This window comes from Palleronia sp. LCG004 (assembly GCF_032931615.1).
In the GTDB taxonomy this organism is placed as follows: Bacteria; Pseudomonadota; Alphaproteobacteria; order Rhodobacterales; family Rhodobacteraceae; genus Palleronia.
In genome coordinates, this window is the sequence record NZ_CP136759.1 from 742,757 (window position 1) to 759,207 (window position 16,451).

General features: G+C 63.7%; 18 protein-coding genes and 1 other RNA gene. 10 read left to right on the forward strand and 9 right to left on the reverse strand.

The window, feature by feature from the left end:
* Positions 1-35 precede the first annotated feature (35 nt).
* The 4 genes from RVY76_RS03475 to ggt form a co-directional block, all read right to left on the reverse strand.
* Positions 36-722, reverse strand: a complete 687-nt coding sequence (locus RVY76_RS03475) for a hypothetical protein (protein WP_317375876.1) — start codon at positions 720-722, stop codon at positions 36-38.
* A 213-nt stretch (positions 723-935) separates the two neighbouring features.
* A complete protein-coding gene (locus tag RVY76_RS03480; protein ID WP_317375877.1) occupies positions 936-1,592 on the reverse strand; it encodes a hypothetical protein in 657 nt (218 codons plus the stop codon).
* Positions 1,593-1,823: 231 nt separating this feature from the next.
* On the reverse strand, positions 1,824-2,858 hold the full coding sequence (locus RVY76_RS03485; RefSeq protein ID WP_317375878.1) for a succinylglutamate desuccinylase/aspartoacylase family protein: 1,035 nt from the start codon (positions 2,856-2,858) through the stop codon (positions 1,824-1,826).
* Between the two features lie 133 nt (positions 2,859-2,991).
* A complete protein-coding gene (gene ggt / locus RVY76_RS03490) occupies positions 2,992-4,788 on the reverse strand; it encodes a gamma-glutamyltransferase (protein WP_317375879.1) in 1,797 nt (598 codons plus the stop codon).
* A 389-nt stretch (positions 4,789-5,177) separates the two neighbouring features.
* Between ggt and RVY76_RS03495 the strand changes: the two genes are divergently transcribed.
* Positions 5,178-5,795, forward strand: coding sequence for a VPLPA-CTERM sorting domain-containing protein (locus RVY76_RS03495; RefSeq protein ID WP_317375880.1), 618 nt, complete (start codon positions 5,178-5,180; stop codon positions 5,793-5,795).
* Between the two features lie 122 nt (positions 5,796-5,917).
* On the opposite strand, the gene RVY76_RS03500 is transcribed toward RVY76_RS03495, so the two are convergent.
* A complete protein-coding gene (locus RVY76_RS03500) occupies positions 5,918-6,751 on the reverse strand; it encodes an MBL fold metallo-hydrolase (protein WP_317375881.1) in 834 nt (277 codons plus the stop codon).
* A 115-nt stretch (positions 6,752-6,866) separates the two neighbouring features.
* Here RVY76_RS03500 and RVY76_RS03505 point away from each other — a divergent pair, with 115 nt between their 5' ends.
* The 8 genes from RVY76_RS03505 to rpmG all read left to right on the forward strand — a co-directional run bounded on the left by RVY76_RS03505 (position 6,867) and on the right by rpmG (position 11,959).
* Entirely contained in the window at positions 6,867-7,334 is a 468-nt protein-coding gene (locus RVY76_RS03505; RefSeq protein WP_317375883.1) for an MOSC domain-containing protein, read from the forward strand.
* 72 nt (positions 7,335-7,406) lie between these two features.
* Positions 7,407-8,057, forward strand: coding sequence for a ceramidase domain-containing protein (locus tag RVY76_RS03510; RefSeq protein WP_317375884.1), 651 nt, complete (start codon positions 7,407-7,409; stop codon positions 8,055-8,057).
* Between the two features lie 41 nt (positions 8,058-8,098).
* A complete protein-coding gene (gene gatC, locus RVY76_RS03515) occupies positions 8,099-8,386 on the forward strand; it encodes an Asp-tRNA(Asn)/Glu-tRNA(Gln) amidotransferase subunit GatC (protein ID WP_317375886.1) in 288 nt (95 codons plus the stop codon).
* Positions 8,387-8,390: 4 nt separating this feature from the next.
* A complete protein-coding gene (gene gatA, locus RVY76_RS03520; RefSeq protein WP_317375888.1) occupies positions 8,391-9,872 on the forward strand; it encodes an Asp-tRNA(Asn)/Glu-tRNA(Gln) amidotransferase subunit GatA in 1,482 nt (493 codons plus the stop codon).
* A gap of 37 nt (positions 9,873-9,909) precedes the next feature.
* A complete protein-coding gene (locus RVY76_RS03525) occupies positions 9,910-10,614 on the forward strand; it encodes a hypothetical protein (RefSeq protein ID WP_317375889.1) in 705 nt (234 codons plus the stop codon).
* Between the two features lie 47 nt (positions 10,615-10,661).
* Positions 10,662-11,288: an N-acetylmuramoyl-L-alanine amidase gene (locus tag RVY76_RS03530; protein ID WP_317375890.1), complete on the forward strand. Its 627-nt coding sequence runs from the start codon at positions 10,662-10,664 to the stop codon at positions 11,286-11,288.
* Positions 11,289-11,300: 12 nt separating this feature from the next.
* An RNA gene (gene rnpB, locus RVY76_RS03535) (RNase P RNA component class A) lies at positions 11,301-11,688 on the forward strand.
* A gap of 103 nt (positions 11,689-11,791) precedes the next feature.
* On the forward strand, positions 11,792-11,959 hold the full coding sequence (gene rpmG / locus RVY76_RS03540) for a 50S ribosomal protein L33 (protein ID WP_085855197.1): 168 nt from the start codon (positions 11,792-11,794) through the stop codon (positions 11,957-11,959).
* Positions 11,960-12,017: 58 nt separating this feature from the next.
* On the opposite strand, the gene RVY76_RS03545 is transcribed toward rpmG, so the two are convergent.
* The 3 genes from RVY76_RS03545 to RVY76_RS03555 all read right to left on the reverse strand — a co-directional run bounded on the left by RVY76_RS03545 (position 12,018) and on the right by RVY76_RS03555 (position 14,412).
* On the reverse strand, positions 12,018-12,995 hold the full coding sequence (locus tag RVY76_RS03545; protein ID WP_317375893.1) for a cation diffusion facilitator family transporter: 978 nt from the start codon (positions 12,993-12,995) through the stop codon (positions 12,018-12,020).
* A gap of 62 nt (positions 12,996-13,057) precedes the next feature.
* Complete coding sequence (locus RVY76_RS03550; RefSeq protein WP_317376703.1) at positions 13,058-13,414, reverse strand: metallopeptidase family protein; 357 nt, start codon at positions 13,412-13,414, stop codon at positions 13,058-13,060.
* 47 nt (positions 13,415-13,461) lie between these two features.
* The gene (locus tag RVY76_RS03555) at positions 13,462-14,412 is read right to left on the reverse strand and encodes a 1-phosphofructokinase family hexose kinase (protein ID WP_317375895.1); all 951 of its coding nucleotides are present in this window, start codon (positions 14,410-14,412) and stop codon (positions 13,462-13,464) included.
* Between the two features lie 131 nt (positions 14,413-14,543).
* On the opposite strand from RVY76_RS03555, the gene gltX reads away from it, so the two are divergent.
* Positions 14,544-15,866 (forward strand): glutamate--tRNA ligase, encoded by a 1,323-nt coding sequence (gene gltX, locus RVY76_RS03560; protein ID WP_317375896.1) that lies wholly within the window; start codon positions 14,544-14,546, stop codon positions 15,864-15,866.
* On the opposite strand, the gene RVY76_RS03565 is transcribed toward gltX, so the two are convergent.
* On the reverse strand, positions 15,856-16,431 hold the full coding sequence (locus tag RVY76_RS03565; protein ID WP_317375897.1) for an exopolysaccharide biosynthesis protein: 576 nt from the start codon (positions 16,429-16,431) through the stop codon (positions 15,856-15,858). The genes gltX and RVY76_RS03565 overlap by 11 nt on opposite strands.
* Positions 16,432-16,451: the final 20 nt, after the last annotated feature.

The window sequence follows — 16,451 nt, forward strand, 5'->3', positions numbered from 1 at the left end:
TGGCGTGGTCTGGAAGGGGGCGAGGCCCCCGTCCGTCATCCGGCATCGCGGTTCCTGCGACCGCGCCGCCAGCCGAGTGCGAAAAGGCCGGTGGCAAGGAGCGCAGCTCCAGTAGGCAGAGGGACGGGGGCGATCACGTTGAAGGCGGTGGTGCGGTAGGTAGCATCGACACCGTCATACGAGAAGTAGCTGGTATTCCCGTATGTGAAGCTGTTGACGGAATCGTCCAGATAGGACAGCCCGAAATTGTCCACCATGAATCCCGCACTTCCGGCATGGCTCGACTGGAATCTGAAGCCCGTCTCGTCCGCATGGAAGTTGTCGAAACTGTAGGAAACGGAACGGCAGAAGAATGGAGACCCTTCGCAAAACCGTTGCGTCACGCGCTTTGCATTCGACGGGACGGGATCGAGGTCGAAGTAGAAGCTGCCGGTGAGGATATCGGTAAAATCCTCGAGTCCCTCGACGCCGTCCAACGTCGTGAAGACCGCGTCTCCATTGCATCGATGCTCTACGTAGGCACCGACGGTGCCCGCATCGTACTCCTGACCGTGACAATTCAGGCCGGGCACCGACAGATCGGGTGCAAAGTCTTCGCGCGACGAGGTCCCGTTCACCCTTAGTCCTACGAGCTCCATTGTCATATCGTAGCGATAGACTGCGGCATCGGCAGTCGCGGCTGTAGCGGCAAGCATCGCCCCGCAAACCAGATTTCTGACCATTAAAGTATCCTGTCCACTAGATGCCGCACTGGATCGCGATGCGCACAGGGTCCTTTCCAAAAATCGTTTGAGAAAAGCTACGAATTTTTCGGGATCTTCACCCCGGGGTTGAAGCATGCTGAGTGGCGCTCACCCGGGGCGAAGAAATTGCAATCTCCGCGTTAGCTCCTGCACATGGATTGCCGGGAAACTAAGCGCGAACCGAATCCGTCGTCAGGACACGGATCTGGCCTGACGGCGACGCCATCCCAGGATGACGAGTGCGGTCGAAAGCAGGCCTGCTCCAGCCGGAAGCGGAATCGGCGAAATGATGTCCAGACTGGTCGTCGCATACTGGATCGTCACCCCTTGCGTGACCCCGCCAAGCGGCGAGTAGAACGTATTGCCGAGGGTGAACTGATAGGTGGCATCATCAGCATAAAAGAGTCCGTCCTGATCGATGATGAAGCCGCCATCGCTTCCCTCGAACTTGATGTAGCTGAACCCGGTCTGGTCGGCCGATGATACGAAGCCATTCCCGCAAAGCGTACTCGATCCGATGCAGCCCGGACCGACGAAGACATTCGCCACGATATCGATGAAGAGGCTCGCCGAGATCGTCTCGGGGAAGTTCTCGCGATAGAAATCGTCCGCTGGATCCTCGGGAAAGCCCGCAGGTCCTTCGCAGACATGCTCCAGCGACTGGGCGTCTCCCTCGAGGGTGCAATCGATACCCTCAGGTACGATTTCGGGCATTCCCGATCCGGTCCCCTGCAGAAACGGCAGGCCGAGAAAGGTGCGTTCCATGGTGACGTCGTAGCGGTAAACCGCCGCATCCGCGGTCGCCGCAAAACCGCCAAGCGCAACCGCGCAGATCAAACTCTTTAACATCGCAATATGTCCCCCAGACACCGTTTTGAGGCAAAGAAGGGCGTATTTACCTTTCGCTCAACGGTTTTCGGGTGCGGAAACAAATCGTTTCCATAAAATTCTTGGCAAAGTTGAATCGGCGGAGATTCGCCTATCGCTTGAAGGGCGAAAACCAACTTGAGCGAGCATTGTTGAAAACTGTGCCCAATCTTTGAGCCGGCCTTCGGGGTGGGGATGGGCTTTGACCTGTGGTCAGAGAATCTCGTCTTCGTCGAACATCGGATCCGCTTCGATCTCTGCTGCGAGCCGTGCCATGCGGGTTTCGGGATCGGTCTCGACCGGCGCGAGGTGATAGATCGCGTCCCCCTCGTTGACGATCGGCATGGTCGCGCGACCGAGGATGACGGCTGTGGTATCCGCGGCAATCTCGATCTCGTTTTCGCCGAAAGGATCCGAGACAGCCGCGAGGAGGGTGCCCGCCTCGACGCCTTCACCGACTTCGCGGAAGGACCGCATCAGTCCGCCGGCGGGTGCGCGCAGCCAGTGCGAACTTGCACAGTTCATCGGTGTGATGCGCCGCCGCCCGAGCCCCTTTGCGCCGATCATGCCCATCTCGTGCATCACCCGAAGGATGCCGGATGCGCCGACACGCGCCGAGAATTCGTCGAACCTGAGCGCCTCTCCCGCCTCGTAGAGAAGGATGTCGCAGCCCGTATCGCGCGCGGCGGCGCGGAGCGAGCCCTCGCGCAGCTTGGCGCGCACGACGATGGGAGCGCCGAAGGCGCGCGCGCGATCGAGGGTCTGCTGCGACGAGGCGGAGACGCGGATCTGCGGCATGTTCGTGCGATGTATCGCCGCGGAATGAAGGTCGATGCCGAAATCGCTGCGGGCCACGATCTCGGTCATGAAGAGGTTGGCGAGACGTGCGGCAAGCGACCCGCCCTCCGATCCCGGAAAGGACCGGTTCAGATCGCGCCGGTCGGGCATGTACCGCGAGTTGTTGAGAAACCCGAAGGTGTTCACGATCGGCACGACCAGCAATGTGCCGCGCAGGCTGTCGAGTTGCGGCTGGCGGAGCAGCCTTCTTGCGATTTCGACCCCGATCACCTCGTCGCCATGGACCGCGGCCGAGACGAACAATGTCGGCCCTTCCCGCCGGCCATGCACGACATGGACCGACATCGTGACGGGCGTGTGATCGCTCAGTCGCGAGACGGGCAGGTCGATCGTCCGCGCCTCACCGGGGGCAATGGATTGGCCGCCGATGGTGAAGGCGTTGCGGGGCATCGTGTCCTTCGTCCTGGGTGCCATGCGCCTCTGCCACATTCGTCGCAAGCGATCGGGGTCGCCCGTCTTCGGCGCGACCCCGTCATCGTCTTTTTCTAAATACGCATGTCCAGTCGCTTGCAACAGGCGATCGTTATTGGCCGAGGGCGATCCCTTCGCGCCTGGGATCTGCACCACCGAACAGCCCGTCATCGGTGATCTCGATGGCGTGCAGGCCGCTCGTCAGTTCGCGGATATCCGTCTCGTAGCCCATCTCCCCGAGCGCAGTCTCAAGGCCGACCGCCTTCGTGCCGGCCTCGATATCGAACGTGCCGAAACGGTTGACGAGATGCGGTGCGCCGAGGGCCTGCTGCACATCCATGCCCCAATCCACGTGGTTGATGATCGCCTGCGCGACGTAGCCGATGATGCGCGATCCGCCGGGCGATCCGACGACGAGGGAAGGAGTGCCGTCGCGCATCACGATCGTCGGGGCCATGGAGGACCTCGGTCGCTTGCCCGGCTCGACGCGATTGGCGATCGGGTTGCCGTCCTCATGCGTGGCAAAGCTGAAATCGGTCAGTTCGTTGTTGAGGAGGAAGCCACCCGGTGCCATCAGCCGCGATCCGAAGCCGTTCTCGATCGTCGTCGTCATGCTGAGGGCATTGCCGTCCCCGTCGACGATGGAAATATGCGAGGTCGACGGAAGCTCGATCGCCATGTCGTCGCCCCAGAGCATCGCATGATCCCATTCCGGCGCACCGGGGGTCACCTCGTCGAGCGCCTCGGATCCCCCGAGCTGCATCGAGCGGCTTTGGAGGTAGTCGGTGTCGATCAGTCCCTCGAGCGGCATCGGCACGAAGTCGATATCGGCCATGTAGCGACCACGGTCGGCGAAGGCGAGGCGCGACGCGTCCCCGATCAGGCGCCAGGCATCCGGGTCGTCGGGCCCCATCTCGCCCAGATCGTAGTTCGAGAGGATGCCGAGGATCTGGCCCACGGTCAGCGCGCCCGAGCTCGGCGGTCCCATGCCGCAGACCTCGGCCCCGCGATAGGGGACGCAGACGGCATCGCGCTCGACCACGTCGTAGATTGCGAGATCGGTCATCGACAACACGCCGGGATTGCCATCGGCACCTTGGACCGTATCGACTATGCCCTGCGCGATTTCGCCATTATAGAAGATGTCCGCCCCGTCGCTCGCGATCGCCTCGAGCGTGTCGGCATAGGGTGCGTTGGTCAGCGTATCGCCTTCGGCGATCGCGGTGCCGCCGGGGAAGAAGTACTCGGCCGTACGATCGAAGGTCTGCAGCCGCTCGCCTTCCTCGGCAACGAGTGCGGCGAGGCGCGGGGAAACCGTGAAGCCGTCACGGGCAAGCGCGATGGCATCCTCGAACAGGCTGCTCCATTCCGCATTGCCCCACATTTCGTGGGCGCGCTCCATCAGCCGCGGGGTGCCCGGCGTGCCAACAGAGCGGCCGCCCACGACCGCGTCATAGAACTCCATCGGTTCGCCATCGACCTGAAAGAGTTGCGGCGTCGCGTCGAGCGGCGCGGTCTCGCGACCGTCGAGCGTGGTGAGCGTCCCGCTTTCGGCGTCGTAGTAGACAAGGAACGCCCCGCCGCCGAGCCCGGAACTCTGAGGCTCCACGAGACCAAGGACAGTCTGGACCGCGACCATGGCGTCCGCCGCGCTGCCGCCTGCCTCGAGCACGCGAAAGCCGGCCTCGACCGCATGCGGATTCGCTGCGGCAACCATCCAGTCGCTGGCCTCGACCGGGGTTCCCGCGCGCTTCGCTTCGAGCGCACGTTGTGCAGCCTCCGAAAGTCCTGCTCCCAGGGATTGCGAGGTGGCCGGCGCTTCGGGATCGACCGCATCCGTGGCCTGCTGTGCCTCGGCCGCAGCCGTTAACGCGATTGCCGCAAGGGCGAGGGACGTGTAACGGACCATGGGGATCCTCCTCTGGTGTCAGCTTCTCTGCCAGAAGATGCGAAAGACGGACCGGTGACAAGCTCAGCGCGAAGAAGGGGAGTGTGTACCGAGACCCGAATCAGGCGCTGCCGATTCGATCTTGCAGAGTTAGGGCTATGCCTGAGATTTAGAGGAATTTGCCGGAACAACTCAAAGATGAAGCTTCTGCTTCGACATCTCACTAAACACACGTATGGTTAACGGATTAAAGTAATCCCATTTCATGGACTTGCATTAAGCATTGAAAGTGATAGGCACACATTCTAGATACATTCACGAAAATGTTAGTAGGATGTTAACAGATTGCGCTATGAGGGGATCGCTGCTCGGGTGGAGCGCAATATTTTAAGGACGGGGACCTTAATTCCATGAAACATGCATTTCTTGCCGCCGTTGCCGCTCTCGGTCTGGGTGCGACTTCGGCTTCGGCCATTACATATTCGTTCGAAGACCTTCTGCCTGGTGGTGGCGGAAGCCTCATCGCCAGCGAATTCTCGCTGGATGTCACGGCGATCGATGCGGGCGTGATCTTCAGCATCATGAACGACGTTGCCGTGTCTGAATACAGCCCCCGCGGGCGCAGCGTTGGGTTCGAGGACAGCCTCGGCCTTCTGACGAATCCGATGATCAGCGGAACGAATGTCAGCTTCGCAACCGCGAACGGCAACTTGCCCCAGTCGAACCGGAACTACGATGAATTCGTGTTCGCGGCCACGCAGGGCAATGACAGCGCCACCATCGGTGACGGTGAAACGCTGGACCTGACCTTCGAGCTGAACGGAACGACCACGTTCGATGACGTGATCGCGGCGCTCAACAGCGGTTCGCTCCTGGTCGGTCTGCACGTGATCTCGATCAATGGCGTGGATCCGAGCTCCGACACGATCACCACGATCGGCGAAGTGCCGCTTCCCGCTGGTCTTCCGCTGCTCCTCGCCGGTGTCGGCGCGTTCGGTCTCATGCGGCGCAAGCGCAAGGCCGCCTGAAGATCGACTGATCCTCGAGCATTCGCGCCCGCGGGAGACCGCGGGCGCGATTTTTTTGTCGGGTCGGGGTGCGATCTCGGGCACCACGAAACGCGAAGCCCGGACGGCAGGCGGCGATTGTCTCAGTCGTCGTGCGAGTAGGGCAGTTGGACGAAGCGGTACCCGGTTTCGGCGCGTTCGATAAATCCGGCACCTGGGAAAGTGATATGGCTGCCCAGGATCGGCGTCTCGTCGCTTGCAACCCGGTCGAGTATCGCCTTCCGCGTCGCGCGGGCCTGCTCCACATCCGTGTCGAAGCCGGTCCCGACATCGGGATTGGCAAGCTGCACCGGTGCGATGTGGACGATGTCGGTCAGCAGCAGAAGCGTCGAACCTCCGGACTGGATCTCGAGCCCCGAATGGCCGGGCGTATGTCCCGGAAGGTGCAGGTTGCGCAGGCCGGTCGCGATGTCGGCACCTGTCGCGAACGTCTCGGTCTGGTCTTCATAGGCTTTGAGCATCGCGCGCGTCGCGTCGCTTGCATTGGCTTCGTCCGAGAAATGGGCGTGGTCGGCCTCGTGGACCTTGAGGACGGCCTTTCCGAAGCGCGCACCATCTTCGCCCATGAGACCCGCGATATGGTCGGGGTGCATGTGCGTAACGTAAATCGTGTCGATGTCGTCGGGCGCGTAACCCGCCGCCGCCATGTTGGCTGCGACCCGGCCCGTCCGCTCGCCCATGTTTCCGGCGACCCCCGCATCGACGAGGATCTTTCGTCCTCCCGTCTCGATCACGAACGCGTTGAGACCCGAGCGCCACGTCTCGGCGTCGAGATGCCGTTCGCGCATCAGTCTGGCGTATTCGTCCTTCTCGATACCTACGAGATTGTCGACGCCGAGGGGCAGGGGGCCGTCGCTGAGTGCCGTAACGGTTATGTCGCCGATTTCGAGGCGCTGCGCGTCGGGTAGGCGTGTCATGTCGAACCTTCCTCTCTTAATGTGGCGGGCGCTCCGGGAGTGTCGACCCGGTGCCCTGCTCGGTCCCGTAACGAGCTAGGGCCGCGATGCGGATTTCAAACGCGAGGATGTTCACATGGTCGATCTCGGCGAGATGATGGCACGCCATGCACGCCAAGGCCGCGTGGAATGGATCGGCCTCAGACCCGAGCGGCGCGCGCCGCTCGTCCCGGTCCAGGAGGCCGAGATCGACGAGGCGGGCCTGTCGGGTGATCACGGACGGCCAGGGAAGCGGGCGGTCACGCTGATTCAGGCAGAGCATCTGCCCGTCATCGCCGGTCTTCTGGGTCGCCCGGATGTGCGTCCGGCCGATCTTCGCCGGAACATCGTGGTGTCGGGCATCAACCTAGCCGCTCTGCGCAAGGCTCAGGTCCGGATCGGCGACGCGGTCGTCTTCGTCGAGGGGCCCTGTCCGCCATGTTCGAGGATGGAGGAGACCTTCGGGCCTGGCGGGTACTCGGCGGTTCGCGGTCACGGTGGATATTATGCGAGCGTGATCGCCCCCGGCCGGATCATTCACGGAGCCCCGGTTCTTCGCGGATAGGACGCCGCGGGCGACGATTGGGCGCAAGGCACCCGTCTTGCCTCGGCGGGCTCCGGTGGCCTAATCGTGGTCATGGATTGGACCGCCCCCATCGACATCTACTGCGAACGGTTGAGCGCGAGCTACTGGGCCGAGCCCGTCAACGCGTTTACCAACCTGGCCTTCATCGTGGTCGCGCTCTGGCTCTGGCCGAAGAGCAGGGGGATCGAGGCCGTGCTCTGTGCGATCCTTTTCGCGATCGGGATCGGGTCGTGGCTCTTTCATACCCATGCAACCGCTTGGGCGGCACTGGCCGACACGGTACCGATCGGGATCTTCATCCTGACCTACGTGTTTGCGGCGAACCGCCGCTATTTCGGGTGGTCCGTGGCGATCTCCATGCTCGGGGTAGTGGTCTTCGCGCTCTGGCTGGCGGTCGGAGGGGCGATCTTCGCGCGGCTGCCGGGCTTCGATATCTCGGCGAGTTACTGGCCCGTCCCTGCAGGGATCCTCCTTTACGCCGCGCTGCTGCGCCGCAGGTTGCCGCAAGTGGCGCGCGGACTGGCAATCGGGGCTGCGATCCTGACGCTCTCCCTCGTCTTCCGGTCGCTGGACCATCCGCTATGTTCCGCGCTGCCCACCGGCACCCATTTCGCATGGCATCTCTTCAACGCTGTGATGCTGGGCTGGATGATCACGGTGCTCAGGCGCGACCGGGTTGAAAGGGTCCGGCAACGGGGATAGGAGCGGGCGATACCCGGACAAGTCGCTGAGGTGCCCCGCACATGTCGATCGACAAAGACACCGCCGCCCGCGTGGCGAGCCTCGCGCGGATCCGCGTGGAGCCCGAGAGCCTCGACGCGCTCGCCGCCGAGTTCAACACCATCCTGGGCTTCATCGAACAGCTCGGCGAAGTCGACGTCGACGGCGTGGAGCCCATGGTGAGCGTGACGCCTCAACGGCTGAAGCGTCGCGAGGATGTGGTCACGGACGGCGATCAGCAGGCGAAGGTTCTGGCCAACGCGCCCGACGCCCGCGAGGGCTTTTTTGCCGTGCCGAAGGTTGTGGAATAATCGCATGTCGGATCTCAATACGCTGACCATCTCCGAAGCCCGCCGCCGCCTCCGCAAGGGGGAGGTGACGAGCCGCCAGATCACCGAGGCCTGCCTTTCGGCGATGGAGGCTGGAACGGCGCTCAACGCCTATGCCCATCCGACAGCCGATCTGGCCATGCAGATGGCCGAAGCTGCAGACGAGCGGTTGAAGCAGGACGACGCGCCGGGGCTTTGCGGTATTCCGCTCGGAATCAAGGATCTCTTCTGCACCAAGGGTGTGGCCAGCCAAGCTGGAAGCCGCATCCTCGAAGGGTTCCGCCCTGAATACGAATCCACCGTGACGCGCCAGCTCTGGGAGAGCGGAGCGGTCATGCTTGGCAAGCTCAACATGGACGAATTCGCCATGGGTTCGTCGAACGAGACGAGCGTCTATGGCCCCGCGGTCAATCCGTGGAAGATCGACGAGCGCGAGTTGACGCCCGGCGGATCCTCGGGCGGGTCCTCCGCGGCCGTCGCCGCCGATCTCTGCCTTGCGGCGACTGGGACCGATACGGGCGGCTCCATCCGCGAGCCCGCGGCCTTCACCGGCACCGTCGGAATCAAGCCCACCTATGGACGCTGCTCTCGCTGGGGGATCGTGGCTTTCGCCTCGAGCCTCGATCAGGCGGGCCCGATGACCAAGGATGTGCGCGACGCCGCGATCCTGCTGCGCGCGATGTCGGGGCACGATCCGCTCGACAGCACGAGCGCCGATCTGCCCGTCCCCGATTTCGAGGCGGCGCTCAGCGGTGACATCCGTGGCAAGACGATCGGCATTCCGCGCGAATACCATGCCGATGGAATGCCTGAAGAAATCGAGGCGCTTTGGGCCAATGGCCGCGCGATGCTCGAGGATGCCGGCGCGAAGGTCGTCGACGTGTCGTTGCCGCATACGAAATACGCGCTTGCCTGCTATTACGTGATCGCGCCCGCAGAGGCGTCATCGAACCTCGCGCGCTACGACGGGGTTCGTTTCGGCCGCAGGGCCGCGCTCGAGCAGGGCGACGGAATCCTCGAGCTCTACGAAAAGACGCGCGCCGAAGGCTTCGGCGACGAGGTCAAGCGCCGCGTCATGATCGGCACCTACGTCCTGAGCGCGGGCTTTTACGACGCCTATTACAACCGCGCACGGAAGGTCCGTACGCTCATCAAGCGCGACTTCGAAGAGGTCTTCGCCCAAGGGGTGGACGCAATCCTGACGCCCACGACTCCGTCGGCCGCCTTCGGCATCGGCGAGACGGTCGAGGCCGATCCCGTGCAGATGTATCTCAACGACGTCTTCACCGTGACCGTGAACCTCGCGGGGCTTCCCGGCATCAGCGTGCCTGCGGGGCAGGATAGGCAGGGACTGCCCCTGGGCCTTCAGCTTATCGGGCGGCCGTGGGAGGAAGGCGATCTCCTCAACATGGCCTATACGCTGGAGCAATCGGCCGGATTTGTGGCCAAGCCCGCGCGGTGGTGGTAGGATCGGGGTCGATCTTTCGGTCGAAGGGACGACACCGATGTTGAGATATGCCTGCCTCGCTCTCGGCTTTTTGACGGCTTGCGGGCCGGGCCCGCGGTATTCCGACGAGCCCATTGGCGGGCCCGTCGATTACGGCTCGGGCGTAGGTTTCGGCAGCTATCAGGATTACGAGCGTGCACGTTCCGCGCAGGAAAGCGGCTTCCCCATGAGCGGCCCCGGCTCCTCCGAGCCCGTCATCTCTTCCACGGAACTGAGCGCGGCAGGTCTCCCCACGGGCGATGCACGCGATGCCGCCCCCCGTTTCGACGGTACGAGCGCCGCGGCCTCCTCGGCTGCCGTGGATGCGAACAATCCGGGTATCTCGGACGAACAGAGCTTTGCCGCCGTTTCGGCGCGGGAAAGCATCGAATCAGACGCCGAACGTCTCGCGCGGCAGGCACAGGCCTATCGTGTGATCCAACCGACCGCCGTACCGACGCGCCGCGGCAGTGACGGGCCCAACATCGTCGCCTATGCGCTGCAGACGTCGAACGCCGTCGGTCAGCCGATCTATCGCCGCGGCGGCATCGGGGCGCAATCGCGCTCGGCCCGGGCCTGTGCCGGCTATGCCTCTCCCGACCTCGCGCAGGAAGCCTTTCTGGAGCGTGGCGGACCGGAACGCGATCGTCTGAACCTCGACCCGGACGGTGACGGTTTCGCCTGTGGCTGGGATCCGACCCCGTTCCGCGCGGCGCGGGGCTGATCCTTCGCGATCATCCCTCGCCGAACCAGGGCCCGCGCCGGGGCGGCGTGCGGCCCGATCTTGTTGTGATCCACTTCACCGCGATGACCGATACGGGCTCTGCGCTCGACCGGCTCTGCGATCCGGTTGCTGAGGTCTCGGCCCACTATCTTATCGATCCGGATGGGATCGTCCACGCAATGGTGCCCGAGGACGTACGCGCCTGGCATGCGGGAGCGGGGGCATGGGGGGGTGTCGTGGATGTGAATTCGCGTTCCGTAGGGATCGAGCTTTGCAATGACGGCCGGTCGCCATTCGCGGCCGCGCAGATGGATGCGCTCGAGGAGATGCTAAGGGGGATCATGTCGCGCTGGTCCATCCCGCGGGAGCGGATCATTGGCCATTCCGATTGCGCCCCGGGCCGCAAGGCGGATCCCGGTCGGCGCTTCGACTGGGCGCGGTTGGCGATGCGGGGCCTTGCGGCTCCGACGCCGAGCTCGCTCCAGACGGGCAGGTTCGTCGACGACATGAGGCGCGCGGGATATACGGCGACCGATGATCCCGCGATTCTGCTCGCGGCGCTGAGGCTCAGGCACCGGCCCTGGGCATGCGGTCCGCGCGACGCAAGGGACGAGGCCATCGCCCATGGTCTTGCCCGTGACTTCCCCGTTGACCGGAAGGGGGCGTCGGGCTAGGCGATGCGGCGCGCGGATGGACGGATGGTCGCGTGCGGGACATTGGCTCGTGCGAGGAAAGTCCGGACTCCAGGAAGAGACGGTGCCGGGTAACGCCCGGGCGGGGCAACCCGACGGAAAGCGCCACAGAAAACAGACCGCCGTCCATCGCGGGCGGCAAGGGTGAAACGGTGGGGTAAGAGCCCACCGGGGGCGGGGCAACCCGACCCGCATGGCAAGCCCCACCGGGAGCAATGCCGAATAGGGACCGCGCGGAATGGCGACATTCCAGGGGCTTCTTCTCCCCGGCGGTCCGGGTAGGCAGCTAGAGCCCGCCGGCAACGGCGGGCCCAGATGAATGACCATCCCGTCCGGGAGAGATCCCGGCGGACAGGATCCGGCTTACAGTCCATCCGCGCATATCTGCCTCGTGATGGTTGACTATTCCGCGAAGCTGCGTAAAAGACGCGTTCGATCCAGCAGATTTTTTGAGACGCCCGTTCCGAGCGTCGAGGAGAGAGACCATGGCGAAGCCAACCACCATCAAGATCCGTCTCAACTCGACGGCGGATACCGGCCATTTCTACGTGACGAAGAAGAACGCTCGCACGATGACCGAGAAGATGTCGATCCGCAAGTTCGACCCGGTCGCGCGCAAGCATGTCGAATACAAGGAAGGCAAGATCAAGTAAGGCCAGCGCCTTTCATCGATCTATGCCGAACGCCGCCCCCGGGGCGGCGTTTTGCGTTTCAGGAGGTCGTGCCCGCCTCGGTTTCCAGGCTCATGTGGTCCTTGCGCGACTGCACCTCGATGAAGATGCGTTCGACGTCCGGAAAGCGTTCCTGGATGTTCGTCTCGATCTCGGTGACCAATGCCTCGATCCTTTGCGACGGCACATCGTCCACAACGTCTAGGCTCATGGTCAGCAGGATCTCGTGCGGGCCGAGATGCAGTGTGCGGATGTCGTTGACGGCGTCGATCTCGGGCAGGGAGGCGACCTTGGTCTCGACCCGCTCCACGAGGTCGGGATCGGTCGCCTCGCCGACGAGGAGGCCCTTGACCTCGATCGCGAGCAGGAACGCCACGATCCCGAGGATGACGCCGATGACGATGGATGCGCCCGCGTCCCAGAGCGGATTGCCGGTGAGCCATGCAAGCAGCACACCTGCCGCCGCCACGAGAAGCCCCGCACAGGCCGCGCTGTCCTCGGCAAGCACCACGAAGATCGAGGGATCCTTCATGTCGGTCAGATCGCGCCAGAGCCCGCGCCCCTTGCGCGTCTGGCGGAATTCGCGGATCGCGACCGACAGCGAATATCCCTCGAAGCACAGCGAAACCGACAGCACGACGAGCGGGATCCACGGCACGCTGCCATGTTCGGACTCACCATGCAGAATCGCGCGAATCCCTTCGTAGATCGACAGACCCGATCCCAGCGCGAAGATGAGGACGGCAACGACAAAGGCCCAGAAATAAATCTCGCGCCCATAGCCGAAGGGGTGCTTCTCGTCGGCGGGCCTCTTGGCACGCGCCATTCCGAGAAGCAGCAGACCCTGATTCGCCGTATCGACGATCGAGTGGATCCCCTCGGCCAGCATGGCCGATGAGCCCGAGATCGCGGCGGCGATGAATTTCGTGACTGCAATTCCGAGATTGGCGGCGAGCGCGGCGTAGACCGTCGACTTGCTACCCGATTGCTGTTCGTCCTTCGACGTGGAATCTGCCATCTGCGTCCCCCTTGTCGTGGTTCATAGGCGCAGATGGATAATCCGAAGTCCAGAGCGCCGGATCAGGTCCACCATTCGTCGATCGCGGCGATGTCGTCGTCGGACCATCCGAAGTGATGGGCGAACTCATGGACGACCACATGCGTCACGAGATCCCCCAGCGTCACGTCGCCGCGTTCGATCCATTCGTCGAGGATCGCGCGGCGGAAGATCCAGACGGTATCGGGTCGGGTCGGCTGGTCGAAGACCGATTTCTCCGTCATCGGGATGCCGTCGTAGAGACCCGTGAGCGTGTAGGGATCGTCGATCTGCATGTCGTCGAGCATGTCGTCGGGGGCGAGATCGACGACATGCAGCAGCACGTCCCGTGCGGCACTCGCGAAATCGGGAGGCAGGGCTTCGACCGCCCGCAGTGCCATTGCCTCGATCTCGTCAAGATCGGGCGCGGTCGCTTCGCTCCAGCGGCTCACAGCTTGCGCAACGTGCAATCGCGCATCAGGCGGTCGGTCGTCTCGCGGTCGCAGAGGCGCGTCGCGTCCGTCATCACGGCATTCGAGGCGGCCGCCACGGCGAAGCGCAGGCATTCTCCGGGATCGCGATCCTCGGCAAGCCCGAGCGTGTAGGCCCCGACGAAACTGTCGCCGGCCCCGACCTTGGAGCGGACCTCGACCGGGGCACCGACAGAATGCCACGATCCCTCGGAGGTCGAGAGGACCGAGCCGTCCGCGCCGCGCGCCACGATGATCGAGCGCGCGACCCCGCGCGAGATGAGATCGCGGCAGAAGGCGTCGGTATCCTCGACGCTCGGCAGTGACCGCCCTGCGAGGTCCTCGGCCTCGGCATCGTCCATCCGCAGGAGATGAAGCGAGGCATGCGGTTTTTCGACTAGGTGGCGGAGGGCCGGGCCGGACGTGTCGACGATTAGCCGCGCCCCCCGGTCGCCGACATGATCGGCGAGGATCGAGGGGAAATCCTTGGCGACACCGGGCGGCTGCGAGCCGGACAGCACCACCAACGTATCGTCGCCGGTCGCCTGATCGATGGAGTTCAGGCCGCGACGGACATCGTCCTCGTGCCATTGCGGGCCTGGCATGACGAACCGGTACTGCGCCTGCGTTCCTTCGTCGATAACCGAGATCGACTGTCGCGTCTCGCCCGGGCCCTGAAAGGCGACGGTGGCAACGCCTTCATGCGCGAGCCGCTGCAGCAGTTGCGCGCCGGTCGATCCGCCGATCGCGATGAGCGCGACGGCCTGACCTCCGAGCAGCCGGATCGCGCGTGCGACGTTGATGCCGCCGCCGCCCGGATCTATCTGCGGCTCCGCGCAGCGGAGTTTCAGCTCGGGCACGACGTTGGCCGTGGCGGTCGAGAAGTCGACCGTCGGATTGAGCGTGATCGTCAGGATGTGTGCGCGCATTTAACACTCGTCGAAAGAAGGGTCGCGCGTTTAGAATGGTCGTGCCGCTGCCGGATGCAAGTCCGCAGCGTCGCCACATTCTAGACAATCGGATACCCCTGTGAGATAGCGCGTCGGAAGGAGAAACGTTGATGACCACCACCCGTTTCGCACCGTCTCCGACGGGATATCTGCATATCGGCAACCTGCGCACGGCGCTTTTCAATTGGCTCATAGCCAAGAAAGCGGGCGGCACCTTCATCCTGCGACTGGACGATACCGATCCCGTGCGATCGACCGAAGCCTATGCCGATGCGATCATGGAAGATCTCGAATGGCTCGGTCTCACCTGGGACCGGGTGGAGCGGCAATCCAAGCGGCTCGACCGCTACGCCGAGGCGGCTGAGAAGATGCGCGCGGAGGGGCGGCTCTACGAAGCGTTCGAAACGCCCTCCGAGCTGGATCTCAAGCGCAAGAAGCAGCTGAACATGGGCCGGCCGCCCGTCTACGATCGCGCGGCGCTGAGTCTATCCGAGGCGGATCGCGACCGGCTGAGGGCCGAGCGTGGTGCCGGGCACTGGCGCTTCAAGCTCGACCAGGAGCGGATCGAGTGGAACGACGGGATTCTGGGCGACATCTCGATCGACGCGGCGAGTGTCAGTGATCCGGTGCTGATCCGGGGCGACGGTCAGGTGCTCTACACGCTCGCCTCGGTGGTGGACGACACCGAGATGGGCGTGACGGATGTCGTGCGGGGAAGCGATCACGTCACGAATACAGCGACGCAGATCCAAATCATGAAAGCGCTGGGGCATGACCACCCGTCCTTCGCGCATCACTCGTTGCTGACGGGCCCACAGGGCGAGGCGCTGTCGAAACGGCTCGGGACGCTCTCGCTCAGGGATTTCCGCGAAGCCGGGATCGAACGTCTCGCGATCCTGTCGCTCATGGCGCGGCTCGGCTCTTCCGATCCGGTCGAACTGCGCGGCTCACTTGCCGAGATCGCCGATGGCTTCGAGGTTTCGCGGTTCGGATCGGCCCCCACGAAATTCGATTCCGAGGATCTCAAGCCGTTGACCGCGCGTGTCCTTGCGTCGAAGCCGTTCGAGCATGTTGCCACGGATATTCGCGTGCTCGGAGTTCCTGACGAGATCGCGCGAGATTTCTGGGATGTCGTCCGCGAAAATATCGAGACGCGCGGCGACATGGTTCGATGGTGGGCGATCTTCCATGACGGTGTCGAACCTATTGTCGAACAAGAGGATCGCATGTTCTGGCAACAGGCTCTGGAGATGTTGCCCGCACATCCCTATGGCCCCGAAACTTGGTCGAACTGGACCAAGGCCGTCGGTCAGGCAACGGGTCGAAAGGGCAAGTCACTGTTCATGCCGCTGCGGCTTGCCGTGACGGGGCAGGCACGGGGACCGGACATGTCGCTCGTCATGCCGCTTTTGCAGCGTCCACTTACGGCATAAGAAGAAACGCACCGTAAAGGGCACCTGCGGCAAGAATCGCGGCGATCAGCATCGCGGCACCGTCCTTCAGCGTCATCGCGATGCCGAACACAGCGATTCCCGCCATCGGCATCGCCGCTGCGAACGGTACGACTTCGAGGGGGGGCGCGGTACAGGCCAAGGCCGCGCAGAGAAGTGCCGCGAACCTGATCGCCCAGGGTCCCGTCAGTAGCTCCAGACGCCCGCCGAAATGTCGATCGATCCATTTTCCGACTCCGCGCGTCTTTTCGACCGCCGACGAAAGCTTGTCGCGATTGACCGATCGACGCGACAGGACAGACGGTAGCCAGAGCGCCCGTTTTCCGATCGCGATCTGCAGGCAGAAGATCAGCACGATCACCGCCATCAAGCTGGGGACGCCCGGAATCCCCCCGAGCGGCGACATTCCGATGAGGCCCGGAAGGAAGACCAGGACACCGCTGCCACGGTGACCGATGCTGTCCTTGACCTCGGCCACGCATATCGTGTCGTCTTTTTCTCGCGTCAGCTTGTCGAGATCGTCGAGAATATCCGTGATCCGGGTCATGCGCTCCCCCTGAGAATGCG